The organism is Phreatobacter aquaticus, assembly GCF_005160265.1.
Lineage (GTDB): Bacteria > Pseudomonadota > Alphaproteobacteria > Rhizobiales > Phreatobacteraceae > Phreatobacter > Phreatobacter aquaticus.
In genome coordinates, this window is sequence record NZ_CP039865.1 from 544,306 (window position 1) to 570,000 (window position 25,695).

Sequence of the window (25,695 nt, forward strand, 5' to 3'; positions counted from 1 at the left end):
CGGCACCATTGGTGCCGGCGCGCGTTGTTCGATTCAAAGCCACCCGGGCGTATGCCCAGTGAGGAGACAGCATATGCAGCTGCAGTGGACCGACGACCGGGTTGAGCTCCTGAAGAAGCTCTGGAACGACGGCCTGAGCGCCAGCCAGATCGCTGGCGAGCTGGGCTCGGTCACCCGCAACGCCGTCATCGGCAAGGTTCACCGGCTCGGCCTCTCGGGCAGGGCGAAGACACCCTCCTCGTCGGCCCCGCGCCCCCGCAAGACCGTCCGATCGGCGCCCTCGGCGCCGCCGCGCCCGTCCATGCCGGCCTCGCGCGGCAACACCGCGCTGAAGCCGCGGCCCGCACCCGACATGATGCCCGACCTTCACGTCGAGCCGCTGCCCGAGTTCGACAATGTCGTGCCGATGGGTGAGCGCTGCACGATCATGGAGCTGAAGGAATCCTCCTGCCGCTGGCCGATCGGCGATCCGGGCAAGGACGAGTTCCGCTATTGCGGCGCGCGCTCGTCGACCGGAATGCCCTATTGCGCCTACCACGCGCGCATCGCCTACCAGCCGGTCGTCGACCGCAGGCGCGACCGCCGGGCCATGGGCGCCCGCTGATCGTCATCGACTGTCGGAATGAACAGGGCGCGCCTCGGCAAGGGGCGCGCCCTTTTTTATTGGGCGCTCAGAACGGCCCCATCCGCTCGACCACCAGATAGCCGGCGAGCAGCGCGAGGCCGAAGATCACCACCACCAGAGCTGCCGCCACTTCGGCGAGGCTCATGGCAACAGTGAGCGCGCCGGGCCTGGCCGAGGCAAGCCTGACGGCGAGCGCCTTGGCGCTGGAGGCGATCGAGGCGATCACCGCGACCGTGATGGCGGTCCCCACCGCCATGGCGAAAGCCGAGGCGACCCCGGCATAGACGATGCCCTGCGCCATCGAGAAGACCAGCACCAGCACGGCGCCGGTGCAGGGCCTGAGGCCCACGCTCAGCACGATGGCCAGCGTCTCGCGCCAGCTCGACAGGCGCTCCACCTGTTCGGCGGCGGGCAGATGGACGCAATTGTCGTCGCAGGCGAGCCCGGAGACCGGTCGGCCCTGCCGCCAGGCCTGGAAGCGCACCCAGAAGGCCGAGGCCTTGGACCAGAGCAGCCTGAGACCGATGGCGGCGATCAGCCCGTAGGAGAAGATCTCGATCCAGTTGACCACCTGCCCCATCGTGCGGGCGGTTGCGCCGAGCACGAGCGCCAGGATTCCAACCAGCGCAATGGCGGTGACAGCCTGCACCAGCGAGGACAGGGCGGCCAGGATCACGCCCCGGCGTATCGTTTCGCCGGTCGCCACGATATAGGACGAGATCACCGCCTTGCCGTGGCCGGGGCCAGCGGCATGGAACACGCCATAGACGAAGGACAACCCGACAAGGGAGGCGAAGGCGCCGGAATTGCCCTGCCGGATCGCCCGGACCGTGCCGGAGAGCTGGCGATAGAACATCGCCTGCTGCTCGATGATCCAGCCGACCAGGCCGCCGGGGCCTGGCGCTGGCGGCGCACCGCCGAAAGCCGAGCGGGGCGCCTGCGCCAGAGCCGGATCGATGAGTGCGAGGACGCAGACCGCAAGAACGAGGCATGCGGCACCCCGGCCGAAGGCACGAGCCATCACGGGCACAGCACCGTGAATTTGCCGGCGAATTGCTGGCCGAAATTGGCACTGGAATTCAGCGACTGGAAGAAGCTCTCCGACAGGGTACCGGGATTGGCGGCACCGCCGCGCGGAGCGGTATAGTCGATCCGGCATTCGGCCGGCGCCGAGACCAGCCGCATCGGCTCGCCCTCGGCCGGCGTGAACGCGACGAAGAAGTCGGGATCGTAGATCTCGACTGTCATCGGCCGCCCTGCGCCCTTGAACGGGGTTGCGATCGGCGCGGTGAAATGCAGGACCAGCTTGCCGTCCTTCACCTCGCCCCAGGCATCGCGCGGCGTACCGAAGGACACGAACCGCCGCTCATGGCGCATCACCGTGAAGAACTTCTGCTGGGCGAGGTTCTCGACATTGATCTTGGTGAGCTCGGCCAGTTCCTCGCGGGAATATTGCCCGTCACGGTTGGTATCGAGCCCCTGCAGCGCGAAGCTCGAATACATCTCGTCGAAGGTCCAGGCATGCTCCAGGCCGACGACCTGACCCTGGGCGTCAAACACCAGATGCGCCTCGGTCTCCACCGTGACATGCGGATGGGCGCTGACCGGCTGCCACCACAGGACGGTGGCAAGAGCGGCAAGGGCCAGCGTGATCGGCTGGAATCGCGGCACGGGATGTCCTCGGCAGTGAAGCGCCAGACAAAGGCGCTGAACACGGCCAAGATATGGCGAATGTCGCGCCCCGTGACCAGCGGCGATGCCGTCGCACCGAAAGGTGAGCAGCCTCAGGCCGGATTGTCCTTGGTGACGAGGCGTCCCTCCTCGGCCTTGAAGAAGAATTGCGACGCCACCAGCCAGCCTTTCAGCGGCCGGAGCGGCGGAATGCAGGTCAGCAGGCCGAACGGCAGGGTGGTGACGAGATGCACCCAGACCGGGGCCTGGAAGCTCACCTCCAGCCAGAGCGCCAGGATCACGCAGGGCACGCAGGCGAACATCATGACGAAGAAGGCCGGACCATCGGCCGGATCGGCGAAGCTGTAGTCCAGCCCGCAGACCTCGCAGCTCGGTGCGATCTTCAGGAAGCCGTCGAACAGATGCCCCTCACCGCAGCGCGGACACCGTCCGAAAGGCCCGGTCTTCATCGGCGACAGCGGCGGCCATTCATGCTCGGTCATGGTGGAAACTCCCTGCATGGATAAAATCCATACAAACTCTTGACTTGCAGTATTTTGTATGTATTTCGATTGCAGACAATGTCAAGGAGAACAGCCGCGATGGCGGACTGGATGCCGTCGCTCGCCGGCAGGCGCGGCCCGAAATATCTGGCGCTGGCGGCAGCACTGGCCGAAGACATCGCGTCCGGCCGGCTCGCACCGGGCGCCCCCTTGCCGCCGCAGCGCGAACTGGCAGCCCGCCTCGGCATCGACCTCACCACGGTGACGCGCGCGCTGAACGAGGTGAGACGCGACGGTCTGATCGAGGCGGCCGGTCGGCGCGGCAGCTTTGTCCGCGATACGAAGACCCGCAGCCCTGCGCCCGCCATCGGTGCCGCTGTCGACCTCTCCATGAATCTGACGCCCCACCCGGCGAGCCTGCATCTCTGCGAACGCCTGCGGGACGGCTATCGCACCGTGCTGGAGGCACCCGATGCGGCGGCCCGCCTGCACTATCAGGAACCCGGCGGCGCGCTGACTGACCGATCGGCCGCCGCCGAGTGGCTCAGGCCGAGGCTCGGTGCGATCGAGGAAGATCGCGTGATGGTGGCCGGTGGCGCGCAGGCCGCGCTGTCGGCGATCTGCCATCAGATCCTGGCACCGAACAGCACGGTGATCGTCGGTCGCGCCACATTCCCCGGCATGAAGGCGCTGATCGAGGCGCGCGGCTACCGGGCGGTGGCCTGTGAAGCCGATGGCACCGGGCTCGATCCCGACCATCTCGAACAGCTCTGCAGAACGGAGCGACCCGCGGCGCTCTATTGCGTGCCGACCCTCGACAACCCGACGACCGCGACGCTGCCGGTCGAACGCCGGCAGGCCATTGCCAAGATCGCCCGCGCTCATGACCTGACGATCATCGAGGACGATGCCTATGGCGCCCTTGTCCCCGACCCGCTTGCCGCGATCGCCACGCTGGCACCGGAGCGCACCTGGCACATCGCGAGCCTCGCCAAATGCGCGACCCCCGCCTTGCGGATCGCCTATGTCGTGGCGCCCACGGCCGGCAGCGCGCTGCGGCTGTCTTCGGAGATCCACGCGTCCTCGATCATGGCGCCGCCGCTCAATGCGGCGCTGGCAACGCTCTGGCTGAAGACAGGCACGCTGGCGGAGATCACCCAGGCGATCCTGCGGGAAACGGCGGCGCGACATGCCATTCTTGTCGAGGTCCTTGGCGGGCACGACCTTCGCGCCGATCCGCATTGTCCGCATGCCTGGCTCTCCCTGCCGCAGAGCTGGACGCCGATGGCTCTCGCCGCCGCCATTGGAACGGGCGGTCTGTCGGTCGTACCGGCCGAGGCGTTCGCCGCCACGCCGGACGCACCCCGTGCCGCGCGGCTGTCGCTGGGCGCTTTCGACGATCTGGGCTCGCTCCGCCGCAGCGCCCGCCGCATCGACGCGCTGCTTGCCGGGCCGCCCGGCCCCGCCGCCTTGATCTGACATCGGGACCGCTGCGCACGGCTCCCTTGATCCAGGCCCCTTGCCTGCTCCCATCGCCGGTGAAATGGTCGGCCCACCTGACCTAGCGCGACCTCATGAGGATTCCATGCCCAGCCCGACCATCGGCAACCTGACCATCGACAGCCGCCGTCTCTGGGACATGCTCATGGACACCGCCAAGATTGGCGGCACGCCGAAGGGCGGCATCAAGCGCCTGACCTTGACCGACGAGGACCGCCAGATCCGCGACTGGTTCAAGACCGAGTGCGAGGCTCTCGGCTGCACCATCCACATCGACACCGTCGGCAACATGACGGCGATCCGGCCGGGCAAGGATGCCTCGCTCAAGCCGATCGCCATGGGGAGCCATCTCGACACCCAGCCGACCGGCGGCAAGTTCGACGGCTGTCTCGGCGTGATCGGCGGGCTTGAAGTGCTGAAGACGCTGCACCAGGCCGGCTACGAGACCAACCACCCGATAGCCCTCGTCAACTGGACCGACGAGGAAGGCTCGCGCTTCTCGCCCGCCATGGTCGGCTCCGGCGTCTATGCCGGCACGTTCACCCAGGCCCATGCCGACGCGATCAAGGACCGCGACGGCGTCACCCTGGGCGAGGCGCTCGACGCCATCGGCTATCGCGGCAAGGTCGCCCCGGGCTCGCTGGAATTCGCCGCCTATTTCGAGCTGCATATCGAACAGGGGCCGATCCTCGAGGAGGAGAAGCTGCCCATCGGCGTGGTCAAGGGCGTGCAGGGCATGCGCTGGTTCAACGTCTCGATCACCTGTCGCGAGAGCCATGCCGGCACCACGCCCATGCCCTATCGCCGCGATGCGCTGGCGGCCTTCGCTGAAGCCGCTGTGGCGCTGCGCCAGATCGCCCTCGACCATGCGCCCTATGGGCTTGCCACCATCGGCATCGTCGAGGCGAAGCCCGCCTCGATCAACATCATCCCCGGCCAGATCGATTTCACCCTCGACCTCCGCCACCCCGACGCGTCCCAGCTGCAGACCATGAAGGTGAAGGCGCTGACCGTCATCGAGAAGGCGGCCGAGCGTCACCATGGAACGGCCGTGGTCAGCGAGTTCTGGGATTCCCCGCCTGTGGTGTTCGATGCCGGCTGCGTCGCAGCCGTCAAGGCCGCTGCCGACAAGCTCGGCCTGCCGACCCGCGACATGGTCTCGGGCGCCGGCCATGATGCCGCCTACACGGCGCGCGTCTGCCCGACCGCGATGATCTTCGTGCCCTGCAAGGACGGCCTCTCCCACAACGAGGAGGAGAGCTCGACGCAGGACGAATGCGCCAATGGCACGCAGGTTCTGCTGGAAGCGCTGATCGCCTACGACGCGAGGTGAGGCTGACGTAATCCTTCGAGGCTCGGCTTCGCCTCGCACCTCAGGATGAGGTGGGGAGAGGGCCGAGCCCAGGTTTCAGCCGACAGGGGAGCGGACACGATCCCGTCCTCATCCTGAGGTGCGAGCGTAAGCGAGCCTCGAAGGACCTCTTGCAGCCGTCGGAACGCGGCTTATCGGTTGCAACCTCTCCACCGTCATGGCCGGCCTTGTGCCGGCCATCCACGCCTTCTTTGCGAACGGCCCCAAGGGCAGACGTGGATGCCCGCCACAAGGGCGGGCATGACGTTCGGGAGTGCTGGCCTGACCATCCCCCCCTCTCCCACCCGCTTCCCATCGCTCTCCCCGGCTGCTAGACCGCGCTGCCGAGCGTTGCCGCGGAGGAATCCATGTCCGATATGCGCCTTGTCATTGCCGGAGCCGCCGGCCGCATGGGCCGCGTGCTGGTCCGTCTCATCCAGGAGACGCCGGGGCTGAAACTGTCGGGCGCGATCGAGCCCGAGGGGCATGTCGCGATCGGCGAGGATGCCGGACTGCTGGCCGGCGCCGGCCGCGCGCTGGTGCAGATCTCGTCCAATGCCGATCTGGCCCTCGGCCAGGCCGACGGCATCATCGATTTCACCATTCCCGCCGTCTCGGTGGAGCTTGCCGGCCTCGCCGCCAAGCACCGCAAGGTCCATGTCATCGGCACGACCGGTTTCTCGGTCGCCGAGGAAGAGGCGATCGCCTCCTCGGCGCGCATGGCGACCATCATGAAGTCGGGCAATTACTCGCTCGGCGTGAACCTGCTGCAGGCGCTGGTGAAGAAGGCCGCCGCCGCCCTCGACGAGGATTTCGACATCGAGATCGTCGAGATGCACCACAACAAGAAGATCGATGCGCCCTCCGGCACCGCGCTGATGTTCGGCGAGGCCGCCGCCGCCGGCCGCGGCATCGATCTCGCCCAACAGTCGGAACGCGGCCGCGACGGCCATACCGGTCCGCGCAAGCGCGGCGCCATCGGCTTTGCGGCGCTCCGCGGCGGCACCGTGGTCGGCGACCACACCGTCACCTTCGCCGGCCCCGCCGAGCGCATTTCGCTCTCCCATTTCGCCGAGGACCGCGGCCTGTTCGCCCGCGGCGCGCTCAAGGCCGCGATCTGGGCCAAGGGCAAGCCCGCCGGTCTCTATTCCATGGCCGACGTTCTCGGCCTCACTGATCTCTGAAGGACATCCAGCATGACCGAGCGGCTTCTCGTGCTCTCCCGCCATGGCGAGAGCGAGTGGAACCTGAAGAACCTGTTCACCGGCTGGAAGGACCCGGGCCTGACCGACAAGGGCGTCGAGGAAGCCAAGGCCGGTGGGCGCCGTCTGAAGGCGCTCGGCATCTCCTTCGACATCGCGTTTACCTCCGACCTGTCGCGGGCGCAGCGCACCTGCGACCTGATCCTCAGCGAGATCGGCCAGCCGAACCTCGAGACCATCCGCGACTGGCGGCTGAACGAGCGCGACTACGGCGACCTCTCCGGCCTCAACAAGAAGGAGACGGCGGATAAATATGGCGACGAGCAGGTGCACATCTGGCGCCGCTCCTATGACGTGCCGCCGCCGGGTGGCGAGAGCCTGAAGGACACGGTGGCCCGCGTGCTGCCCTATTATGTCGAGACGATCCTGCCGCGGGTGATGCGCGGCGAGCGAGTGCTGGTGGCAGCCCACGGCAATTCGCTGCGCGCACTGATCATGGTGCTCGACCATCTCGACAGCACGACGATCCCCTCACTGGAACTGAAGACCGGCGTGCCGCTGGTCTACCGGCTGAACGCCGATACGACGGTGGCGTCGAAGCAGGTGCTGGAGGGGTAAGCGAGCGCTTTTCCCTCACCTCTCGCAGGCACCCCACCCCAACCCTCCCCGCAATCGGGGAGGGGGCGGATGCCGCCAGCGGATGGTTCGGTCCTGTATGCGATAGGGATTTGCGGTGGGCGACAGGGACCAACGAGCGCGCTAGCCCCCCCTCCCCGCTTGCGGGGAGGGCTGGGGCGGGGTTCCCCTTCGAACCAAGCCGTCAGAAATACCGCTTCAGGTTCGCCCGGATCCGCTCGATCACCGGGCCGGTCTCTTCCGCCGGATCGAACCTCTTCCCGGTGATCGTCTCGAACGCCTCGATATAGACCGCCGCCGTCGCCACGATCACATCCTGCGGGATAGCCGGCACCGGATCCTTGTAGGGGTCGCAGCGCGCCACCACCCAGTTGCGCACGAAGTCCTTGTCGAAACTGTCTGGCTTCTCGCCACGTTCGAACCGCTCGGGATAGGTCGAGGCGCGCCAGTAGCGGCTGGAATCCGGCGTGTGGATCTCGTCCGCCAGCACGATGCGGCCGTCGGCATCGGTGCCGAACTCATATTTCGTGTCGACCAGGATCAGCCCCCGCTCGGCCGCCTTCTGCTGCCCGCGCGCAAACAGCGCGAAGGCGTAAGTCTGCAGCGTCTCCCACTGCTGTTTCGTCAGCAGGCCCTTGGCCAGGATCTCGTCGGGCGTCAGCGGCTCGTCGTGGCCGCCATCGAAGGCCTTGGAGGTCGGCGTGATGATCGGCGCGGGGAGCTTCTGGTTGGCCTTCATGCCGTCGGGCAGTGTGATGCCGTACATCTGCCGCTGCCCCTTGTTGTACATGGTCAGCACCGAGGTGCCGGTGGTCCCGGCCAGATAGCCGCGCACCACGATCTCCACCGGCAGGATGTCGAGCCGCTTGCCCACCACCACATTCGGATCGGGATAGGCGATGACGTGGTTCGGACAGATGTCGGCCGTCTGCTCGAACCAGTAGCGCGCCGTCTGGGTCAGTACGTGGCCCTTGAAGGGAATGGCGGCGAGGATGATGTCGAAGGCCGAGATGCGGTCGGTCGCGATGATGATCCGGCTGCCGTCGGCGAGGTCGTAATTGTCGCGCACCTTGCCACGGTAATGGTTCGGCAGTTCGGGGATCGTCGCGTCGTTGAGCACTTCGCCCGCGCGCCGCTTGAGGTCCGCCAGATCCATGTCCGTCTCCCGTCGCGGCGGATCATGCTCTGTCCGCCGCCGCGGCCCTCATAGAGCCTGATGGTCCCGGAGGACAAGGCCGCGACCTCATGCCACCGCGAAATCCACGCGGCTTGCGGGCGCGTTGCGGTCGAAACGCTTGACCAGCAGGCTCGAACCGTCTTCGCTCCGGCACCCTCACACGCGAGAGCCCAATGGATACGCTCGTCGGCCCCTTCATCGAGTTCGTCAAGGCCAACCAGGCCTGGGCCCCCGCCATCATCTTCGCGCTGTGCTTTGCCGAATCCCTCGCCGTGCTGTCGCTGATCGTGCCCGCCTGGGCGATGATCGTCGCCTTCGGCCCGCTGATGGGCACGGCCGGAATTCCCTTCACGCCGATCCTGATCGCGGCCGCCCTCGGCGCCGCAGCCGGCGACTGGATCTCCTACTGGTTCGGCTACGTGTTCAAGGACAAGGTCGGCCAGATCTGGCCCTTGTCGAAATATCCGGACATGCTGCCCAAGGGCCATGCCTTCTTCGAGAAATGGGGCGTCTGGGCGATCTTCCTCGGCCGTTTCTCGGGGCCGCTCCGCGCCTCCGTGCCGCTGATCGCCGGCATGGTCGCCATGCCGCAGGTGAAGTTCCAGATCGCCAATGTCGTCTCGGCCTTCATCTGGGCCGGCGCGCTGTTGCTGCCTGGCAATTATCTCGGCCAGTACCTGCCGTTCCTGCACAAATAGGCCGGATTGGAAGAGGTCCGTTCAGCCCAGCGAGCCGCTGCCGAGCTTGTCCACCGGGAACCGCCGGACATCCTCCAGCAGCGCCACGAAGGCCTTCGCCACGTGCTCGGTCAGGAGCCGCCCGTCCGCCGGCGTGGCTGCCGCCGCATTGCCGATGGCACCCGCAACAGAGAGATCCTCGCTCATCCAGCCGAAGCTGATCGGGCCGGTTGCCCGCAGGCGCTCGTAGCGCGCCTCCATCGCCACCGCCGCCGAGACGAAATCGCGCGCCTTCGCCATGTGGACGAGGTCGCGCCGGAAATGCAGCATCTGCGACGTCTCGATGGCGCCGCCATGGATGCCGTGGCGGGTCTCCGCGTCCGCGAACAGCCCGTCGGGCTGGCCGAGCCTTGTCCACGAACATTGCACCACCAGCATGGAATGGCGCTGGCGCAGCTCCCGCGCGACGATCTCCATCACCGCGACATTGCCGCCATGGGAATTGGCGATGATCAGCTTCTTCACGCCGGCCCGCGCCACGCTGTCGCCAAGCTCGGTCAGGAGCCGGATCTGGGTCTCGGCCGAAATGGTCAGCGTGCCGGGAAACGACAGATGCTCGTCCGACTTGCCCATCCAGACGACAGGCAGGAACGTGACTGGCAGCCCTTTCGGCAGGATGTCGCGGACAGCCTGAAGATTGCCCTCGGCGATCACCGTATCGACGGCGACAGCCAGATGCGGCCCATGCTGCTCGACAGCCGCGATCGGCAGCACCGCGATCCATTGCGACGTGTCGGAGGTCCGGAACTCCTCCGTCGTCATCTCGGCCCAGAGCTGTCGCGGCAACATGGCCCTCAGTCCTTCTTCGCCGCGACGATTTCGATCTCCACCTTGAACTCGGGCCGCGTGAAACCCGACACGATCATCAGGGTGGAGGCCGGCGGCGGGGTCGGCATGTGCCGGTCACGCGAGGCCATGTAGCCGGCCATCTCGGAGCGGTCGGTGACGAAGGCATTGATCCGGACGATATCGGCGAAGCCCATGCCGGCATCGGCGAGCAGGTGACCGATCGCCTGGAAGCAGAGATCGGCCTGCGCCTCCGAACCCTCCGGCACGGTCGCGTCGGCAGCAATGCCGAGCTGACCCGAGCAGAACAGCATGCGCGTGCCGGCCGGCACGATCACCGAATGGGAATATTTGGCGAAGGGCGCGGGCAGCGCCGCGGGCGTGCGCTTGTCGAGCATGGTCATTTGACAATCGGCTGGAGCGGCAGGGCGGTGGTCTGCTTGATGCGCTCCATGGCGAAGCGCGACGTGACATTCTTCAGCGGCGCCTGGGCGATCAGCCGCTTGTAGAAGGCATCATAGGCATCCATGTCGGCCACGACCACGCGCAGCATGTAATCGACATCGCCGGCCATCCGGTAGAATTCCATCACCTCCGGCATGGCCGAGACGAGTTCCGCAAAGCGGGCAAGCCAGCCCTCGGAATGATCGGACGTCTCCACCGAGACGAAGACGGTAAGGCCGAGGCCAAGCTTCTTCGGATCGAGCAACGCAACCCGGCCCCGGATGATGCCTTCTGCCTCGAGCTTCTGGATGCGCTTCCAGGCCGGCGTGGTCGACAGGCCGGCGCGCGACGCGATCTCCGCGATCGACAGCGAGGCGTCCTGCTGGAGGACCTGGAGGATGCGGCGGTCGGTATCGTCCATGACGGGCCCATGATCCCAAAGTTTGACCGAAACGGTGCGGCTGCCCTCAGATTTAGACCGTCGCCCGGCCAATGGCGAGAGCGGCCATCGGCTGACCATCATCTCCGGGGCCGGCGGCAACCAGCGGTCCATTGTGCGCCGCAACAGATCGGCTAGTCTGTCAGGATTCCTCATGTCTGGAGGCACTCCCCCATGGCCACCCGCCGCACCTTCCTTGCCGGCCTCGCATCGACGCTCGCCGCGCCGCGCATCGGCCTTGGCCAGCCGCTGGAGAAAGTGACGTTCGGCACCAACTGGGTCGCGCAGGCGGAACATGGCGGCTTCTACCAGGCCGTCGCCGACGGCACCTATGCCCGCCACGGCCTGGACGTGACGATCGTTCCAGGCGGGCCGCAGGTGAACAATCGGCTCTTGCTCTCCGCCGGCCGCCTCGACTTCTTCATGGGCGGCAACCTGATCCAGACCGTCTCGGCGGTGGAGCAGAACGTGCCGACGCTGGCGGTGGCCGCCATGTTCCAGAAGGAGCCGCAATGTTTCCTGGCTCACCCCGGCCAGGGCATCGAGCGCTTCGCCGACCTGAAGACGCTGCCGACCCTGTTCGTCGCGCAAGCGGGTGTCGCCACCTTCTGGCGCTGGATGAAGGCCGAGCATGGCTTCCGCGACGAACAGGTGAAGCCCTACACCTACAATTCGCAGCCCTTCCTCGTCGACAAGCGCTCAGCCATGCAGGGCTATGTGACCTCGGAACCCTATTCGATCGAGAAGGCGGCAGGCTTCGCGCCCAAGGTATTCCTGCTCGCCGATGCAGGCTTCGATCCCTATGCGACGACCATCGAGACGCGGCGGGACACGCTGGCCAACAAGCCCTCGACGGTGCAGCGCTTCGTCGAGGCGTCGATCCTCGGCTGGTACGCCTATCTCTATGGCGATGCGTCGTCGGCAAATCAGCTGATCATGAAGCAGAACCCCGACATGACCGCTGACCGGATCGCCTATGCGACCTCCCGGATGCGGGACTTTGGCATTGCCGATTCCGGCGACACGCTGTCACTCGGCATCGGCGCCATGACGGAGGCCCGGGTGAAGGGCTTCTTCGACATGATGGTGCGGGTCGGGATCGCCAAGCCCGCGACCGACTGGCGGCAGGCCTTCGACGCGCGCTTCGTCAACAAGGGCCTGGGCCGGGAACTGCGCCGGACGTGAGCCGGCCCGGAACGATGTGACAAGAGGTCATTCCAACAAAAAAGCCGGCCCAAAGGCCGGCTCTTTCGAAATCCTGTTCGTCGAGGCTCAGTTGTTGCTGCCATAGAAGGCGGCCGGCCACGGCCACTGAACCGTGTAGCCCGGGGCGCCCCAGAAGCGATCGCGACCGACCTTGCCACGCATGCTCGATGACAGCGCGACCGGATCGCCATTGACCGTGTAGGGCGAGTAGAGAATGTCGGGCCGCATCGACATGCTGTCGCCCGGGAAGGCGACCTTCGGCGTCACCAGCCAGCTCGGACGGTTGACACGCACTTCGGGAACCGCCCGCCGGCGCTGCTGCGCCTCGGCCTGTTGGGTCGCGGCCTCAACGGTGAGGGCGGCGATAGCTGCGAAAAGGCCGGCGGCCAGCTTGGCGTTCATGAACGACTCCCGATGCGTCGCGGCAAGCTTAACCCTGCCGCGTGTCCCGGTCGAGAGCATGGACACCACTCGTTGACGATGTGTGACCGAAAGGCCGCGCTTTCACGCGGCCATCCGGACATCGCCCCGCTCGCCCCGGCCGAAGATCTCGACATCCGGCCAACGTACCGCCGCCCTGCCCGTTGCACCGACCAGGCCATGGGCACCGGCAAGCGCGCCGGGTGCCAGTTCCAGGCCGAGAAACCGCGCGCGATCGAGCGGTCCCGGCATCCACAGCCGGTCCATGCCCTGGGCCGAGAAACCGAACCGGCGATAATAGGCCTCGTCACCGACCAGGATCACCGCGCGATGGCCAAGATCGGCTGCACGGGCCAGCGCCTCGCGCATCAGGACAGCGCCGATGCCAGCCGACCGGATCTGCCCATCGACCGCGATGGGGCCGAGCAGCAGCGCCGGCCGGCCAGCGCCGAGCGTGACGTTCCACAGGCGCACCGTGCCGACGAGCCGCTCGGCCGAGAGCGCGACAAGGGCCAGTCCCTCGGCCGGCAGACGATCCTCACGCAGGCGCTCGGACGTCTTGGCAGAGCGGTCCGGACCGAAGGCCTGATCGAGCAGCGCGTCGCGGGCCGAGACATGGCGGGCCTGCTCGTCGGCGACGACGATGGCGGCGGGGGTGAAATCGGAGACATGCAGGCTCATGGCCGCGGTCCTTCTCTGGGCAAGAGACAGACGACAGCCCTCGTACCAAGACGCGCTTGGCCGGTCGGGACTTTTTGATTGTGAGGAAAACCCGCCCGGCATCACCGGGCGGGAAAAGTCTTCAGATGCAGATACTGTCCAGCGGCGGGAAGCCGTTGAAGCCGACCGTCGAATAGGTCGTCGTATAGGCACCCGTCGCTTCGATCAGCACCTTGTCGCCGATCGAGAGCGAGAAGGGCAGCATGTAGGGCGACTTCTCGTACATCACGTCGACGGAATCGCAGGTCGGCCCGGCCAGCACGCAGGGGACCTTGGCGTCCTCGTCGTGGATGGTGCGGATCGGATAGCGGATCGCCTCGTCCATGGTCTCGGCGAGCCCCTGGAACTTGCCGATGTCGAGATAGACCCAGCGCACCTCGTCGGTGTCCGACTTCTTCGAGATGAGGACGACCTCAGCCTCGATGATGCCGGCATTGCCGACCATGCCGCGACCCGGCTCGATGATCGTTTCCGGGATGCGGTTGCCGAAATGCTTGGTCAGCGCATCGAAGATGGATGCGCCATAGGCTTCCGCCGCCGGCACGTCCTTCAGGTACTTGGTCGGGAAGCCGCCGCCCATATTGACCATCTTCAGCTCGATGCCGCGCTCGGCGAGCGTGCGGAAGATCGACGAAGCGGTGGTCAGGGCCTGATCCCAGGCGCCGAGATTGGTCTGCTGCGATCCGACATGGAACGACAGGCCATAGGCGGTGAGGCCGAGACGATGGGCATGCTCCAGCACCTGCGGCGCCATCTCGGCAGCGCAGCCGAACTTGCGCGACAGCGGCCATTCCGCGCCTTCGCAATCCTGCAGGAAGCGGCAGAACACCTTGACGTCCTGGGCACCGATCAGCTTGGCCTGGCGGGCGATCTTCTCGACCTCCGGCTCGCAATCGACCGCGAAGAGGCGCACGCCATAGGCAAGCGCCCGGGCGATGTCCTTTTCCTTCTTGATCGTGTTGCCGAACGACACGCGGTCGGCGGCAACGCCGGTGGCAAGCGCCTGCTCGATTTCCACCACGGAGGCGCAATCGAAGCAGGAACCCATCTCGGCGAGCAGGTTGAGGATTTCGGGCGCAGGGTTGGCCTTCACGGCGTAGAACACGCGCGTGTCGGGCAGAGCCTTGGCGAAAGTCGCGAAGTTTTCGGCGACGACCTCAAGGTCGACGACGAGAATCGGGCCGTCCTCACGTCGGTTGCGGAGGAACTCGCGGATGCGGTCGGTCATGATAGCCTCCCCACAGGTCCCTTCAAGGACCCGAAAAGGGTTGAACCCATGGGCAAATCGCGCTTCCCGGGGCCGCTTTGGAGACGGAACACCGGTAACGGTCATCACCCGATGACGTTCGCCGAGACGTGATCACCGCTGGACCAGGCTGATGCCTGCCACCGGGTGAAACGCCTTCGTTTGGCTAGGGGGGAACCCTGACCGCACGGCCGGCAAGAAGAACAAGCCTCTTCAGTCGCCGGCTCTGGACACCGGCTGAGACCAAAAAAGCCCGATCGTCGTTGCTTCAAGTCGCGTCCTCTGCGGAGGGCAGAGTTCGCCGGTTTGCCTCCGGCTGCCGGTTAGGTATCGAAGACCCCGCGTCTTGCGACGCCCCTGGAACACGGCCCGGCAGATCTCCGGCGCATTCCCAAGTCTTCGGGCGGCTGTTCGGCCTCTTGTCCGAATGCCCACCAACCGGCACGCAACCACAGGCACGTGCGAAATTGGGCAAGGGGTAGATAGCAGATTCCGCCCCCCGTGCAAGACCTTTCATGCCTCCCGGAACAAGATTTTTTGTGTGGCCGATCATCGGCTTAACGAAGGTTCAGAAAGGCATCGCCGGTGGACAGGACAATCCGTCGCAGGCTACCGTCTGACGGTGTGATCCCCCCTCCAGTTCGAAGGCCCTCCCCCGCATGGCAGCAACCGTCGACCTCAGCGCGTACAAGGATGTTGTCCTGATCCTCGGCACGACTGCGGTCGCCGTTCCCATCCTCGGGCGGCTCGGCATTTCCTCCGCCCTCGGCTTCCTCGGCATCGGTGCCATCATTGGCCCCCATGGGCTCGGCCAGCTCGTTTCCGCACTGCCCTGGCTCCGCTATATCGCCGTGACGGACGAGGCCACCTTCGCCATGCTCGGCGAGCTCGGCGTCGTCTTCCTCCTGTTTCTCATCGGCATCGAGCTGTCCTACGAGCGCCTCACCCGCATGAAGAAGCTGGTGCTCGGCCTCGGCTCGGCACAGATCGTCGGCGCCATGACGGTCATTGGACTTGTCGCCTGGTGGGCGGGGGCAAGCGGCGCCGCCGCCATCATCATCGGCGGCGCGCTGGCCTTGTCGTCCACCGCCATCGTGGTCGAGCACCTCGCCGCCAAGCGCAGGCTGTCCAGTGCTTCCGGGCGCGCCACATTCGCTGTCCTGCTGATGCAGGATCTGGCGGTCATTCCGCTCTTGTTTCTGGTCGGTGCACTGGCGACCCGTGGCGGCGGCTCGGTGCTCGGCGGCCTCGCCATCGCGATGCTGCAGGGCGTGGTGGCCATCGCGGTCGTCGTCCTGGTCGGCCGCCTCATGCTGCGCCCGCTGCTGAAACATGTCGCATCCGTCGACGAACCGCAGGCCTTCATGGCCGCCGCCGTTCTCATCGTGGTCGGAACCGGCATGGTCACGGCCGCCTTCGGCGTCTCCATGGCGCTCGGCGCCTTCGTGGCCGGTCTCATCCTTGCGGAGACGGAATACCGCCGCGCGATCGAAGCGACGCTCGAGCCCTTCAAGACGCTGCTGCTCGGCGCGTTCTTTCTCTCTGTCGGCCTGTCCATCGATATCGCCATCATCATCAAGATGCCGCTGCTGTTCGCAGCCGCCTTCATTGGGCTGATTGCCGCGAAGATCGCTCTCCTCGTTCCGCTGGTGCGGCTGTTCGGACAGAGCTGGACGGTGTCGCTGCGCACCGCGCTGCTGCTGGCGCCAGCCGGAGAGTTCGCCTTCGTCATCATGGGGCAGGCCACTGGCTCAGGAATCATCTCCCAACCGCTGGCCGCCTTCATCACCACGCTGACCGCCTTTTCGATGGCGACCGTGCCCTTGCTCGACAAGCTCGGCCAGCTCTATGCCGACCGGATGAAAAGCGCCGTGCCTGTCGATCCGGCTCTGCTGGAAAGGCCGCCGACCAGTGCCGAAAAGCGCGTGATCGTGGTCGGCTACGGCCGGGTCGGCCAGCTCGTCTGCGAGATGCTCAAGGCCCACAAGGTGCCCTTTGTCGCGGTCGACCGCGATGCCCGCGAGATCAGCGACCTCCGCCGCCACGGTCACCCCGTCTATTATGGCGATGCCAACAACCAGGCCTTCCTCGAATCCTGCGGCATCAGGGAGGCCGCAGCCCTGGTCCTCACGCTGCACACTGCCGGCGCTCTGGACGAGATTGCCAGCCTTGCCCGCGCAATCCGCCCCGACCTGACGATCGTTGCCCGCGCCCGCGATGCCGACCACGCCAAGGCGCTCTACAAGCTCGGCGTCACCGATGCGGTTCCGGAGACGATCGAGGCGAGCCTGCAGCTCTCCGAAGCCGTGCTGTTCGACCTCGGCGTACCCGCTGGCCTCGTCATCGCCTCGGTCCACGAACGCCGCGACGTCTTCCGCAAGGAGTTGCAGGCGGCCGGCGCCGACCCGGGCCGGGTCAGCAAGGCGGTGCGCTCGAGGCTGGGCAGCTAGCCGCCTGTCTGACCGCGCGGCTGCCGGAGCATCGACCGGAGCAGGGTCATCTCGTCAACTCCCGGCCCGGTCCGCTGGAGCAGCGGTTTCAGTCGGCCATCGATCATCAGCATAGCGAAGCCGTGAACGAGCGACCACGCGCCCGCGATCTGCGCCGCCTGATCGAGGTCCAGGACCGAGGCGGGATTCGGCCGGCGATCGGCTGACTGGGCCAGCTGGACGAAGGATGCGTCAATGGCAGCCTTGAGCGCCGGGCGTTCGAGATCCAGCCGCTCGCCCCGGAACATCAGCAGGAACAGATCCGGCTGCGCCGTGGCGAATTCGACATAGGCTTCGCCGAACGCCAGGCCGCGCTCGGCCGGCGTTGCGGCGCCCTTGGCCTTGGCTTCCAGCGCGTCGTGGAAGCGGACGAAGCCCACGGCGGCCAGTTCGCTGAGCAAGCCCCGGATATCGCCGAAATGGTTGGTCGGCGCCGCATGGGAAACGCCCGCGGCGCGCGCCGCCGCCCTCAGCGTCAGGCCCTGAAGCCCTTCGGTGCGCAGGATGTCTTCAGCTGCCTTGATCAGTGCCTCATGCAGAGACCCGTGGTGATAGGGCGCCGCCCGCTCCTTTGCAGCAGCAGGGGCCGCGCCCTTGGCCTTCTTGGCTTCTATCATGACGCCCTTCAAAAAATGTTGTCACTGTAAATATTTTTGTTGACGCCCTGTCGGGTCATCGCTACAAGCATATTTACAGTGACAACATACAGACAAGGACAGCCATTGACAACCACGTCCCAAGGGATCGCCTCGCCAGCCTGACCTGATCCCGTTCCCTGTCATTCCAGTCCCTGACTTTCCCTTTCGCGGCCGGCACCCCGGTCCGCGCACGCCCTCCGCTTGCCGTCTCCGACCGAGGACGCCCAGCGGCAACCCAACAATCGGTCTGAAGGAGTAAGACCATGACCAAGACCCTCACCCAGTCCCTGCTCGCCCTCGCCGTCACTGCTCTTGTCTCGGCTGGCCCCGCCCTCGCCGAAGGCGGCATCGACAACGGTTTCGCCGGCACGCCGGAGCGCGACATCAGCCTGCAGGCTTCGCCCCGCGAGTTCCGCGGTCCCCATGCCCGCCCGCAGGCCTTCACCACCATCCAGGCGCCTGCCGCCCAGAGCCAGCTGAGCCAGCGCGACCGCAGCGATCTCGACCTGCTGCGCAACAATTGAGCCGGCTTCTTGTCCGGAACAGCCAAGACGCCGGGGGCGCTCCCCGGCGTCTTTGACATGCGCCTTCCCACGATCCACCCCACCCGCACGTAAAAACACCGCTTGCCGAGCCCCTGAACCTTTGCCATCATCAAGTGCTTATCGACGGCCCTCCGCCACACCGGGGGGCCGTGTCCGTTCCAAGGCCGTGAGGGCAATCGAGGACAGGATGAGCGTCAACAAGTCAGGCCATATCCGGATCACCTCGCATCCAGGAGCCGGGCAGGCCTCGCGCTTCGCCATTCACTGGGGCGCGGGCACGGCGGAACAGCGCGGACCGGTGGTCGCCACAGTCAATGCCGGCGCCGACCGCAACGCCATCGGCACCCATGGCGGCTCCTACGCGCTCTATCGCGCGCTCGCGGTCTCCGCCGGCGCGCTCAACCCGATCCAGCGGCCGGACCTCACCAATACCCATCCGGTGGTCGAGATCGGCCCCTTCCCGCAATGGTCGGAGCCCGGCCGCATCGTCTCCATCGACCCCTGGGGCCACCTGGTCGGCGAGAAATTCGGCAAGGACATTGCCGAGGGCGTCGATATCCGCCCGTCCATCGCCATCACCAAGGCGCGTCTGACCCTTCCCGAGCTGCAGCACGATATCGGCAAGCGGCTGAAGCCCGACGGTCAGATCGTCCGCGAGAGCGGCGACATCGCTTGCACCAAGATTGCCATCGATCCCGTCTGGTACCTGCCGGGCATTGCCGAGCGCTTCAAGACGACCGAGACGAACCTGCGCCGCACGCTCTTCGAACAGACCGGCGGCATGTATCCGGAACTGGTGACCAGGCCCGACATCTCGGTCTTCCTGCCGCCGATCGGCAACACCACGGTCTATCTGTTCGGCGATGTCTCGAAGCTCGGCGATCCCAGGACCTTCATCTCCGGCCGCCTGCACGACGAATGCAACGGCTCCGATGTGTTCGGCTCCGACATCTGCACCTGCCGGCCCTATCTCGTCCACGGCATCGAGGAAGCCGCCCGCGATGCACAGAAGGGCGGCGTCGGTTTCGTCGCCTATAACCGCAAGGAAGGCCGGGCCTTGGGCGAGGTCACAAAGTTCCTCGTCTACAATGCCCGCAAGCGCCAGGAAGGCGGCGACCAGGCAGCCACCTATTTCGAGCGCACCGAATGTGTGGCCGGCGTGCAGGATGCCCGCTTCCAGCAGCTCATGCCCGACGTCATCCACTGGCTGGGCATTCGCCGCATCGACCGTTTCATGTCCATGTCGAACATGAAGCATGACGCGCTGGTGGAGGCCGGCATCGACATTGTCGAGCGCGTGCCGATCCCCGCCGACCTCATCCCGCAGGATGCCTCGGTGGAGATGGAGGCCAAGAAGGCCGCCGGTTATTTCACGCCCGAGCTTCCGCCCTCGAAGGACGACCTCACCAGGGTGGTCGGCCGCAAGATCGAAGACTTCTGAGCGAAAAAGACATCATGGCCTTCGCCCAACTGGACGCGCCACGCGCCGCCCGCTCCCTCATGACCGCTTCCGCCGTGCGGGAGCGCGCGCAGAAGATGCTGACGCTCGGCCTCGACGACAAACTCTCTGCCTTCACGGTCGACATGGATCGCCTGCCCGCGACGGCCGACCTGGTGGTCGAGGTGATCCGCGCCAATTATCCCGACCTGAACATCCCCTTCCATGCCCGCTGGCGCCATTTCGTCGCCGGCGGCCGGGATCTCGGCCAGGAGGTGCTGGCCGGCATCGCCGATCCCGCAGCCCGCGGCCGCGCCGCCTTCGACCTCGCGATCGTCTCGGTGCTGCTCGATGCTGGTGCCGGCATGGGCTGGCGCTATCGCGATGCTGGGACAGGGCTGGAATTCTCGAAATCCGAAGGTCTCGCCATCGCCTCGCTGCGCATGGCGCAAGCGGGTGCCTTCGCCGACGACGGCCTGAGCCTGCGTGCAGACGCAGCCCGGCTCTCGAGCCTGACTGCCGCCGACATCGCCACCGGTTTTCAGGTGAGCGATGCCAATCCCCTCGTGGGCCTTGAAGGCCGCGCGTCGCTGCTGAGCCGGCTCGGTTCCGTCGTCGCCGCCAATCCCGCTGTCTTCGCCTCTGCCGATACGCCACGGCCCGGCGGCCTGTTCGACCACCTCGTGGCACAGGTGGAATCGGGCGCGTTGCCGGCAACGAAGATCCTGGCCGCTGTCCTCGCCCATCTTGGACCCATCTGGCCAAGCCGGGTGGTGCTGGGCGGCGTGCCGCTCGGTGATTGCTGGCATTATCCGCTGATCCGCGCGGGCGATGCCTCGGACGGGCTGATCCCGTTCCACAAGCTCTCGCAATGGCTGTCCTATTCGCTGATCGAGCCGCTGGAACAGGCGGGTATCACCGTCACCCATGTCGATGGCCTCACCGGCCTGCCGGAATATCGCAATGGCGGGCTCTTCGTGGACATGGGCGTGCTGGCTCTGCGCGATCCGGCCTCGGCAGCTGCCGCCAACAGTGTCGAATCCCTTCTGGTCGTCGAGTGGCGCGGCCTGACGGTTGCCCTGCTCGACGCCATTGCGCCGCTGGTGCGCGACCGGCTGGGGCTCTCGGCCGAAGCCTTCCCCCTTGCCCGCGTGCTGGAAGGCGGGACATGGTCGGCGGGGCGCAGGCTTGCACGCGAAGCCAGAGCCGATGGCGGGCCACCGATCCGGGTCGTCAGCGACGGTACCGTGTTCTGAGACGCGATAGTGATTCCACAAAGCCGGCAAAGCACCGGAGGGGCAGCATGAAGAACGTGACCGTGGTCGACCACCCGCTGGTCCAGCACAAGCTGTCGCTGATGCGCGACAAGACCCGCTCGACCAAGGGCTTCCGGCAGCTGCTGCACGAGATCGGCATGCTGCTCTGCTACGAGGTGACGCGCGACTTGCCCCTGGAAATGGTCGAGATCGAGACGCCGCTTCAGAAGATGATGGCGCCTCAGATCGGCGGCAAGAAACTGGTCTTCGCACCCATCCTGCGCGCCGGGCTCGGCTTCGTCGATGGCATGCTGGAGCTCGTGCCCTCCGCCCGCGTCGCCCATATCGGCCTCTACCGCGATCCCGCCACCCTCACCGCGGTCGAATATTATTTCAAGGCGCCTGAGGATGTCGCCGACCGTCTGGTCATCGTCATGGATCCGATGCTTGCCACCGCCAATTCGGCGATCGCTGCCGTCGAGCGCCTGAAGGAACGCGGCGTCAACAACCTCCGCTTCGTCTGCTTGCTGGCGGCGCCCGAGGGCATCGCCAAGTTCCACGACCATTATCCGGACGTGCCAATCTGGACCGCCTCTATCGACAGCCATCTCAATGATCACGGCTATATCGTGCCGGGCCTGGGTGACGCCGGCGACCGGATGTTCGGCACGAAATAAGATGGCTTGGGCGAATGCGCGTCAGGCCAAGCCTGGCGCTTTGCCGCTGCCGGCCGCGCAAACCACCAGCGACCGTTCACCTGATTGATGTCACCAGCCCCCCCAAACGCCAAAAGCCCGCCAGCTTTGGGGCTGACGGGCTTTCTGGATTGGTTGCGGGGGCCAGATTTGAACTGACGACCTTCAGGTTATGAGCCTGACGAGCTACCGGGCTGCTCCACCCCGCGCCACCATGGGAGGGACGGGCGCGTGGGCCGGTCCCTCAAACGCGAAGACCGCGCCTTGGGGGCGCGGTCTGTTGTCTGAACGAACGTGATGGTGTGTGAGTCTTGTCCTTTGCAGGCCTGGCAGCGACCTACTCTCCCGCGTCTTGAGACGAAGTACCATTGGCGCTGAGGAGTTTAACGGCCGAGTTCGGGATGGGATCGGGTTCAGGCTCCTCGCAACAACCACCAGGCCGGCGAAGGACAAGAGAAGCAAGCTGGTTTTTTGACGTAAATTCCGTTCGACCAATCCTCCAATAGGGAGGGCATTGGTCATGAGAGCGTTCAAGCCTATCGAACGATTAGTACCGGTAAGCTACACACATTGCTGCGCTTCCACACCCGGCCTATCAACGTGGTGGTCTACCACGGTTCTCAAGGAAGACCTCGTTTTGAGGTTAGTTTCCCGCTTAGATGCATTCAGCGGTTATCTATTCCACACATAGCTACGCTGCACTGCCGCTGGCGCGACAACAGCTCCACCAGAGGTGTGTCCATCCCGGTCCTCTCGTACTAGGGACAGATCCTCTCAAGTCTTCAACACCCACGGCAGATAGGGACCGAACTGTCTCACGACGTTCTGAACCCAGCTCACGTACCACTTTAATCGGCGAACAGCCGAACCCTTGGGACCTTCTCCAGCCCCAGGATGTGATGAGCCGACATCGAGGTGCCAAACGACGGCGTCGATATGGACTCTTGGCCGTCATCAGCCTGTTATCCCCAGAGTACCTTTTATCCGTTGAGCGATGGCCCGTCCACGTGGAACCACCGGATCACTATGACCGACTTTCGTCTCTGCTCGACTTGTCAGTCTTGCAGTCAGGCAGGCTTATGCCATTGCACTCAACGACCGATTTCCGACCGGTCTGAGCCTACCTTCGCGCGCCTCCGTTACTCTTTGGGAGGCGACCGCCCCAGTCAAACTGCCCACCATGCACTGTCCCGGACCCCGTTGAAGGGCCGCGGTTAGATATCCATGTCTACAAGGGTGGTATTTCAAGGATGGCTCCACTCAGGCTGGCGCCCAAGCTTCAAAGCCTACCACCTATCCTACACATGCCAACACGAATACCAGTGCAAAGCTACAGTAAAGGTTCATGGGGTCTTTCCGTCTGACCGCGGGAACCCCGCATCTTCACGGGGAATTCAATTTCACTGAGTCTATGCTGGAGACAGCGGGGAAGTCGTTACGCCATTCGTGCAGGTCGGAACTTACCCGACAAGGAATTTCGCTACCTTAGGACCGTTATAGTTACGGCCGCCGTTTACCGGGGCTTCGATTCAGAGCTTGCACCCCTCCTCTTAACCTTCCGGCACCGGGCAGGCGTCAGACCCTATACGTCGTCTTTAGACTTCGCAGAGCCCTGTGTTTTAGGTAAACAGTCGCCACCCCCTGGTCTGTGCCCCCACATACTGCTTGCGCAGCACATGGGCCTCCTTATCCCGAAGTTACGGAGGTAATTTGCCGAGTTCCTTCAGCATAGTTCTCTCAAGCGCCTTGGTATACTCTACCAGTCCACCTGTGTCGGTTTCGGGTACGGTCTAATGTGGGAGCTATTTCCTGGGACATCGCGGCCGCCCGAGAAATCCAATAATCCCGAACGACGGTAAACATCCGTCACTACCCACTGGCCCACGAATATTAACGTGGTTCCCATCGACTACGCCTCTCGGCCTCGCCTTAGGGACCGGCTAACCCTGCGCAGATTAACTTTACGCAGGAACCCTTGGACTTACGGCGACAGTGTCTCTCACACTGTTTGTCGTTACTTATGCCAGCATTCTCACTTCCGATACCTCCAGGCGCCCTCACGGGTCGCCCTTCACAGGCTTACGGAACGCTCCGCTACCACGCGTCTTGCGACGCATCCTAAGCTTCGGCTCGTGGCTTGAGCCCCGTTACATCTTCGGCGCAGGAACCCTTATTTAGACCAGTGAGCTGTTACGCTTTCTTTAAAGGATGGCTGCTTCTAAGCCAACCTCCTGGTTGTTTTGGGATTCCCACATCCTTTCCCACTTAGCCACGAATTAGGGGCCTTAGCTGTAGGTCCGGGTTGTTTCCCTCTCGACGACGGACGTTAGCACCCGCCGTCTGTCTCCCGAGTATTACTCCTGGGTATTCGGAGTTTGGTTAGGTTTGGTAGGTCTGTAGGACCCCCTAGCCCATCCAGTGCTCTACCCCCCAGGGTATTCACTCGAGGCACTACCTAAATAGTTTTCGCGGAGAACCAGCTATCTCCTAGTTTGATTGGCCTTTCACCCCTAGCCACACGTCATCCGAGTCTTTTTCAACAGACACCGGTTCGGCCCTCCAGTGAGTGTTACCTCACCTTCAGCCTGCACATGGCTAGATCACTAGGTTTCGGGTCTAACGCGACGAACTGAACGCCCTATTCAGACTCGCTTTCGCTGCGCCTTCGCCTATCGGCTTAAGCTTGCTCGTCACGCTAAGTCGCTGGCCCATAATACAAAAGGTACGGTGTCACCCTTGCGGGCCTCACCTGTTTGTAAGCGTCCGGTTTCAGGAACTATTTCACTCCCCTCGTCGGGGTGCTTTTCACCTTTCCCTCACGGTACTTGTTCGCTATCGGTCACTGAGGAGTACTTAGGCTTGGAGGGTGGTCCCCCCATGTTCAGGCAGGGTTTCACGTGCCCCGCCCTACTCGAGGACATACGATAGTTTACGCCTACGGGGCTATCACCCACTAAGGCCCGGCTTTCCAACCGGTTCGGCTTATCTTTCGTATGCCACTGGCCTGGTCCGCGTTCGCTCGCCACTACTAACGGAGTCTCTGTTGATGTCCTTTCCTCCGGGTACTTAGATGTTTCAGTTCCCCGGGTTTGCTTAAAACCCCTATTTTATTCAGGGCTTTATACCTCGCTACTGACAATTGGAAGCCAAAGACCGCACTTGATTGCTCAAGCACGGGCTCGGAGTTCCAATCATCGGAGGTGGGTTTCCCCATTCAGAAATCCACGGATCAAAGCCTGTTCGCGGCTCCCCATGGCTTATCGCAGCGTACCACGTCTTTCATCGCCTCTCAGTGCCAAGGCATCCACCGAACGCCCTTACGACACTTGATCGCTCTCATGATCGATGCCCACCCCTCGGCAGAAGGGTTCCGAACTCCTGAGTACGAGTATCGGATATCACGGGCATCGAACGGAATTTGACCAGCTTGCTTCATGATTTGACCAGGACTGGCGGTCAGGCACAGTCACACTGGAGACGGCTTGGCCCAAAGATCCCCTGTAACAGGAACCCCGGACACGACCGGTCAAATCACCTCTTCACGATGTCGGACAACTTCTGACCTGCTGACCCCGATGGGTCGGCTGGCAAAACCATTTTTCACTTGCGGATGAAACAGGGCGCTCAAAAGCCTCCTGGTGGAGCCTGTCGGGATCGAACCGACGACCTCATGCTTGCAAAGCACGCGCTCTCCCAGCTGAGCTAAGGCCCCGAGGAAGACGAGATCGCACTGCATGGGGCGCTCTCGGCGATACGAAGCCGTATCGCCTGACGCGCCGGTCGGCAAACCTTCTGGGTTTGCCGAGGCATGGTGGGCCTGGGAAGACTTGAACTTCCGACCTCACGCTTATCAAGCGCGCGCTCTAACCAACTGAGCTACAAGCCCGAAGCTCGAACATCCCTTCAAAACCGCTCAAAGCCAACCCCTAAGGGACCGGCCAAGCGATCATATCCGCAAGGAAAGAGAAACG

23 protein-coding genes, 3 tRNA genes and 2 rRNA genes are annotated in these 25,695 nt (G+C 64.8%); 12 read left to right on the forward strand and 16 right to left on the reverse strand.

The genetic code is table 11. The features are described from left to right. Positions 1-73: 73 nt before the first annotated feature. Positions 74-604 (forward strand): GcrA family cell cycle regulator, encoded by a 531-nt coding sequence (locus tag E8L99_RS02425; protein ID WP_137098053.1) that lies wholly within the window; start codon positions 74-76, stop codon positions 602-604. Positions 605-671: 67 nt separating this feature from the next. Here the strand turns inward: E8L99_RS02425 and E8L99_RS02430 are convergent, their stop codons facing one another. The 3 genes from E8L99_RS02430 to E8L99_RS02440 all read right to left on the reverse strand — a co-directional run bounded on the left by E8L99_RS02430 (position 672) and on the right by E8L99_RS02440 (position 2,799). After that, entirely contained in the window at positions 672-1,646 is a 975-nt protein-coding gene (locus tag E8L99_RS02430) for a nickel/cobalt transporter (protein ID WP_137098054.1), read from the reverse strand. Beyond that, the gene (locus E8L99_RS02435; protein WP_168201527.1) at positions 1,646-2,296 is read right to left on the reverse strand and encodes a DUF1007 family protein; all 651 of its coding nucleotides are present in this window, start codon (positions 2,294-2,296) and stop codon (positions 1,646-1,648) included. Before E8L99_RS02435 ends, E8L99_RS02430 begins: the two co-directional genes overlap by 1 nt. Before the next feature lie 113 nt (positions 2,297-2,409). Beyond that, the gene (locus E8L99_RS02440; protein WP_137098056.1) at positions 2,410-2,799 is read right to left on the reverse strand and encodes a DUF983 domain-containing protein; all 390 of its coding nucleotides are present in this window, start codon (positions 2,797-2,799) and stop codon (positions 2,410-2,412) included. A 99-nt stretch (positions 2,800-2,898) separates the two neighbouring features. Here E8L99_RS02440 and E8L99_RS02445 point away from each other — a divergent pair, with 99 nt between their 5' ends. From E8L99_RS02445 to E8L99_RS02460, 4 genes are all read left to right on the forward strand, one after another. Beyond that, positions 2,899-4,278: an aminotransferase-like domain-containing protein gene (locus E8L99_RS02445; RefSeq protein WP_168201528.1), complete on the forward strand. Its 1,380-nt coding sequence runs from the start codon at positions 2,899-2,901 to the stop codon at positions 4,276-4,278. A 106-nt stretch (positions 4,279-4,384) separates the two neighbouring features. After that, a complete protein-coding gene (locus tag E8L99_RS02450) occupies positions 4,385-5,632 on the forward strand; it encodes a M20 family metallo-hydrolase (protein ID WP_137098058.1) in 1,248 nt (415 codons plus the stop codon). Positions 5,633-6,018: 386 nt separating this feature from the next. Continuing rightward, positions 6,019-6,834: a 4-hydroxy-tetrahydrodipicolinate reductase gene (dapB, locus tag E8L99_RS02455; RefSeq protein WP_137098059.1), complete on the forward strand. Its 816-nt coding sequence runs from the start codon at positions 6,019-6,021 to the stop codon at positions 6,832-6,834. 12 nt (positions 6,835-6,846) lie between these two features. Further along, positions 6,847-7,470 carry a 2,3-bisphosphoglycerate-dependent phosphoglycerate mutase gene (locus tag E8L99_RS02460; protein WP_137098060.1) on the forward strand — a complete coding sequence of 208 codons (624 nt, stop codon included), beginning with the start codon at positions 6,847-6,849 and terminating at the stop codon, positions 7,468-7,470. 202 nt (positions 7,471-7,672) lie between these two features. Here E8L99_RS02460 and E8L99_RS02465 read toward each other — a convergent pair whose 3' ends face one another. Beyond that, complete coding sequence (locus tag E8L99_RS02465) at positions 7,673-8,644, reverse strand: phosphoribosylaminoimidazolesuccinocarboxamide synthase (protein WP_137098061.1); 972 nt, start codon at positions 8,642-8,644, stop codon at positions 7,673-7,675. A gap of 194 nt (positions 8,645-8,838) precedes the next feature. Between E8L99_RS02465 and E8L99_RS02470 the strand changes: the two genes are divergently transcribed. Continuing rightward, positions 8,839-9,363 carry a DedA family protein gene (locus E8L99_RS02470; RefSeq protein ID WP_137098062.1) on the forward strand — a complete coding sequence of 175 codons (525 nt, stop codon included), beginning with the start codon at positions 8,839-8,841 and terminating at the stop codon, positions 9,361-9,363. Between the two features lie 21 nt (positions 9,364-9,384). On the opposite strand, the gene E8L99_RS02475 is transcribed toward E8L99_RS02470, so the two are convergent. The 3 genes from E8L99_RS02475 to E8L99_RS02485 are packed head-to-tail and all read right to left on the reverse strand — an operon-like array spanning position 9,385 to position 11,053. Continuing rightward, positions 9,385-10,191 (reverse strand): creatininase family protein, encoded by an 807-nt coding sequence (locus E8L99_RS02475; protein ID WP_137098063.1) that lies wholly within the window; start codon positions 10,189-10,191, stop codon positions 9,385-9,387. 5 nt (positions 10,192-10,196) lie between these two features. Continuing rightward, positions 10,197-10,586, reverse strand: a complete 390-nt coding sequence (locus E8L99_RS02480) for a RidA family protein (RefSeq protein ID WP_137101918.1) — start codon at positions 10,584-10,586, stop codon at positions 10,197-10,199. 2 nt (positions 10,587-10,588) lie between these two features. Further along, the gene (locus tag E8L99_RS02485) at positions 10,589-11,053 is read right to left on the reverse strand and encodes an Lrp/AsnC family transcriptional regulator (protein WP_137098064.1); all 465 of its coding nucleotides are present in this window, start codon (positions 11,051-11,053) and stop codon (positions 10,589-10,591) included. Between the two features lie 192 nt (positions 11,054-11,245). Here E8L99_RS02485 and E8L99_RS02490 point away from each other — a divergent pair, with 192 nt between their 5' ends. After that, positions 11,246-12,256, forward strand: a complete 1,011-nt coding sequence (locus E8L99_RS02490; RefSeq protein ID WP_137098065.1) for an ABC transporter substrate-binding protein — start codon at positions 11,246-11,248, stop codon at positions 12,254-12,256. Positions 12,257-12,343: 87 nt separating this feature from the next. On the opposite strand, the gene E8L99_RS02495 is transcribed toward E8L99_RS02490, so the two are convergent. The 3 genes from E8L99_RS02495 to E8L99_RS02505 form a co-directional block, all read right to left on the reverse strand. Then, a complete protein-coding gene (locus E8L99_RS02495; protein WP_137098066.1) occupies positions 12,344-12,679 on the reverse strand; it encodes a hypothetical protein in 336 nt (111 codons plus the stop codon). A gap of 102 nt (positions 12,680-12,781) precedes the next feature. Continuing rightward, positions 12,782-13,378, reverse strand: a complete 597-nt coding sequence (locus E8L99_RS02500) for a GNAT family N-acetyltransferase (RefSeq protein ID WP_137098067.1) — start codon at positions 13,376-13,378, stop codon at positions 12,782-12,784. Between the two features lie 121 nt (positions 13,379-13,499). Continuing rightward, positions 13,500-14,645, reverse strand: a complete 1,146-nt coding sequence (locus tag E8L99_RS02505; RefSeq protein WP_137098068.1) for a type III PLP-dependent enzyme — start codon at positions 14,643-14,645, stop codon at positions 13,500-13,502. 677 nt (positions 14,646-15,322) lie between these two features. Between E8L99_RS02505 and E8L99_RS02510 the strand changes: the two genes are divergently transcribed. After that, positions 15,323-17,113, forward strand: coding sequence for a cation:proton antiporter domain-containing protein (locus E8L99_RS02510; protein ID WP_137098069.1), 1,791 nt, complete (start codon positions 15,323-15,325; stop codon positions 17,111-17,113). Here the strand turns inward: E8L99_RS02510 and E8L99_RS02515 are convergent. Beyond that, on the reverse strand, positions 17,110-17,769 hold the full coding sequence (locus E8L99_RS02515; protein ID WP_137098070.1) for a TetR/AcrR family transcriptional regulator: 660 nt from the start codon (positions 17,767-17,769) through the stop codon (positions 17,110-17,112). The genes E8L99_RS02510 and E8L99_RS02515 overlap by 4 nt on opposite strands. Positions 17,770-18,053: 284 nt before the next feature. Between E8L99_RS02515 and E8L99_RS02520 the strand changes: the two genes are divergently transcribed. The 4 genes from E8L99_RS02520 (at position 18,054) to upp (ending at position 21,706) form a co-directional block, all read left to right on the forward strand. Continuing rightward, positions 18,054-18,314 (forward strand): hypothetical protein, encoded by a 261-nt coding sequence (locus E8L99_RS02520; protein WP_137098071.1) that lies wholly within the window; start codon positions 18,054-18,056, stop codon positions 18,312-18,314. Between the two features lie 208 nt (positions 18,315-18,522). Next, on the forward strand, positions 18,523-19,776 hold the full coding sequence (locus E8L99_RS02525; RefSeq protein ID WP_137098072.1) for a GTP cyclohydrolase II: 1,254 nt from the start codon (positions 18,523-18,525) through the stop codon (positions 19,774-19,776). 14 nt (positions 19,777-19,790) lie between these two features. Beyond that, the gene (locus E8L99_RS02530; protein ID WP_137098073.1) at positions 19,791-21,029 is read left to right on the forward strand and encodes a URC4/urg3 family protein; all 1,239 of its coding nucleotides are present in this window, start codon (positions 19,791-19,793) and stop codon (positions 21,027-21,029) included. Between the two features lie 47 nt (positions 21,030-21,076). Further along, the gene (gene upp, locus E8L99_RS02535) at positions 21,077-21,706 is read left to right on the forward strand and encodes a uracil phosphoribosyltransferase (protein WP_137098074.1); all 630 of its coding nucleotides are present in this window, start codon (positions 21,077-21,079) and stop codon (positions 21,704-21,706) included. A 150-nt stretch (positions 21,707-21,856) separates the two neighbouring features. Here upp and E8L99_RS02540 read toward each other — a convergent pair. The 5 genes from E8L99_RS02540 to E8L99_RS02560 all read right to left on the reverse strand — a co-directional run bounded on the left by E8L99_RS02540 (position 21,857) and on the right by E8L99_RS02560 (position 25,610). Next, a tRNA-Met gene (locus E8L99_RS02540) sits at positions 21,857-21,933 on the reverse strand. Positions 21,934-22,048: 115 nt separating this feature from the next. Continuing rightward, positions 22,049-22,163, reverse strand: a 5S ribosomal RNA gene (gene rrf / locus E8L99_RS02545). A gap of 87 nt (positions 22,164-22,250) precedes the next feature. Then, positions 22,251-25,056 (reverse strand): 23S ribosomal RNA (locus E8L99_RS02550). 304 nt (positions 25,057-25,360) lie between these two features. Continuing rightward, positions 25,361-25,436 (reverse strand) — tRNA-Ala (locus E8L99_RS02555). A gap of 97 nt (positions 25,437-25,533) precedes the next feature. Further along, a tRNA-Ile gene (locus E8L99_RS02560) sits at positions 25,534-25,610 on the reverse strand. Between the last annotated feature and the right edge of the window lie 85 nt (positions 25,611-25,695).

Coding starts and splice junctions, on each gene's coding strand:
- E8L99_RS02425 (WP_137098053.1), top strand. CDS start 74: ATGCAGCTGCAGTGGACCGACGACCGGGTTGAGCTCCTGAAGAAGCTC.
- E8L99_RS02430 (WP_137098054.1), bottom strand. CDS start 1,646: ATGGCTCGTGCCTTCGGCCGGGGTGCCGCATGCCTCGTTCTTGCGGTC.
- E8L99_RS02440 (WP_137098056.1), bottom strand. CDS start 2,799: ATGACCGAGCATGAATGGCCGCCGCTGTCGCCGATGAAGACCGGGCCT.
- E8L99_RS02445 (WP_168201528.1), top strand. CDS start 2,899: ATGGCGGACTGGATGCCGTCGCTCGCCGGCAGGCGCGGCCCGAAATAT.
- E8L99_RS02450 (WP_137098058.1), top strand. CDS start 4,385: ATGCCCAGCCCGACCATCGGCAACCTGACCATCGACAGCCGCCGTCTC.
- dapB (WP_137098059.1), top strand. CDS start 6,019: ATGTCCGATATGCGCCTTGTCATTGCCGGAGCCGCCGGCCGCATGGGC.
- E8L99_RS02460 (WP_137098060.1), top strand. CDS start 6,847: ATGACCGAGCGGCTTCTCGTGCTCTCCCGCCATGGCGAGAGCGAGTGG.
- E8L99_RS02465 (WP_137098061.1), bottom strand. CDS start 8,644: ATGGATCTGGCGGACCTCAAGCGGCGCGCGGGCGAAGTGCTCAACGAC.
- E8L99_RS02470 (WP_137098062.1), top strand. CDS start 8,839: ATGGATACGCTCGTCGGCCCCTTCATCGAGTTCGTCAAGGCCAACCAG.
- E8L99_RS02475 (WP_137098063.1), bottom strand. CDS start 10,191: ATGTTGCCGCGACAGCTCTGGGCCGAGATGACGACGGAGGAGTTCCGG.
- E8L99_RS02480 (WP_137101918.1), bottom strand. CDS start 10,586: ATGCTCGACAAGCGCACGCCCGCGGCGCTGCCCGCGCCCTTCGCCAAA.
- E8L99_RS02485 (WP_137098064.1), bottom strand. CDS start 11,053: ATGGACGATACCGACCGCCGCATCCTCCAGGTCCTCCAGCAGGACGCC.
- E8L99_RS02490 (WP_137098065.1), top strand. CDS start 11,246: ATGGCCACCCGCCGCACCTTCCTTGCCGGCCTCGCATCGACGCTCGCC.
- E8L99_RS02495 (WP_137098066.1), bottom strand. CDS start 12,679: ATGAACGCCAAGCTGGCCGCCGGCCTTTTCGCAGCTATCGCCGCCCTC.
- E8L99_RS02500 (WP_137098067.1), bottom strand. CDS start 13,378: ATGAGCCTGCATGTCTCCGATTTCACCCCCGCCGCCATCGTCGTCGCC.
- E8L99_RS02505 (WP_137098068.1), bottom strand. CDS start 14,645: ATGACCGACCGCATCCGCGAGTTCCTCCGCAACCGACGTGAGGACGGC.
- E8L99_RS02510 (WP_137098069.1), top strand. CDS start 15,323: ATGGCAGCAACCGTCGACCTCAGCGCGTACAAGGATGTTGTCCTGATC.
- E8L99_RS02515 (WP_137098070.1), bottom strand. CDS start 17,769: ATGATAGAAGCCAAGAAGGCCAAGGGCGCGGCCCCTGCTGCTGCAAAG.
- E8L99_RS02520 (WP_137098071.1), top strand. CDS start 18,054: ATGACCAAGACCCTCACCCAGTCCCTGCTCGCCCTCGCCGTCACTGCT.
- E8L99_RS02525 (WP_137098072.1), top strand. CDS start 18,523: ATGAGCGTCAACAAGTCAGGCCATATCCGGATCACCTCGCATCCAGGA.
- E8L99_RS02530 (WP_137098073.1), top strand. CDS start 19,791: ATGGCCTTCGCCCAACTGGACGCGCCACGCGCCGCCCGCTCCCTCATG.
- upp (WP_137098074.1), top strand. CDS start 21,077: ATGAAGAACGTGACCGTGGTCGACCACCCGCTGGTCCAGCACAAGCTG.